Annotated in this window: 1 protein-coding gene; it reads right to left on the reverse strand. The window is 66.6% G+C overall.

The window, feature by feature from the left end; all coding sequences use genetic code 11:
* On the reverse strand, window positions 1–715 hold a 715-nt coding region (locus tag GH2_RS21150; RefSeq protein ID WP_157086200.1), incomplete at both ends, for an IS110 family transposase.

Genomic DNA, 715 nt, shown 5'->3' on the forward strand with positions numbered 1-715 from the left:
GGCGGGGATGGGGGCGGTGCCGGCGAGCATGGCGAAGCCGCCTTCGGAGTGGATACGGCCGGGGTGGGAGTAGGCCGAGAGGATCACTGCACCGGTGATCGGGCCGATACCGGGTTCATCGAGCAGTTGTGGGCACCAGTCGGTGAGGACGTCGGTGATCTGCTTGTCGTAGCTGTCGATCTCGGCGTGGAGGTCGCTGATACGGCGGGCGAGGTTACGCAACACCTGGATGGTGATCGCCGATTCCATCGGTGTGTCTTTCCGAATGCGTAGTCGCGCAGCGGTTTTCACCCTTTGCAGCGGGGTGTGATCGTCGAAGCGTCGTTGTACCTGTTCGGGGGCGGACACGATCAGCCCATGGAGTTGGCGGCGGGCGTTACTGGCGGCCTTGACTGCCGAGCGGCGCACGGTGAGCAGGGTGGCCACCGCATGGCGATGACCGTCGACCTTGGGCAGATTGTTGCGTTCGCGAGCCAGGGCCTCCCGGGCGGCGCGGACCGCGTCGATGGCATCGGTTTTGGCGCCGTGACGCCGCGGTGCCCGCTGCGGGCGATCCATCTCTACCACGTAGTGGCCGTCGGCGTGGAGGTAACGGGTCAGATTCGCACCATGTGAGGCGGTGCCCTCGATCGCCCACATCCGGGTCCGACCCTCGACGCGGTCGGCTACGAAATCGACCAACTCGGTGTAGCCGGCCTCGGTGGCCGGCACCTCG

Origin of the sequence: Gordonia hydrophobica NBRC 16057 (assembly GCF_001592365.1) — a bacterium.
GTDB classification, from domain to species: domain Bacteria; phylum Actinomycetota; class Actinomycetes; order Mycobacteriales; family Mycobacteriaceae; genus Gordonia; species Gordonia hydrophobica.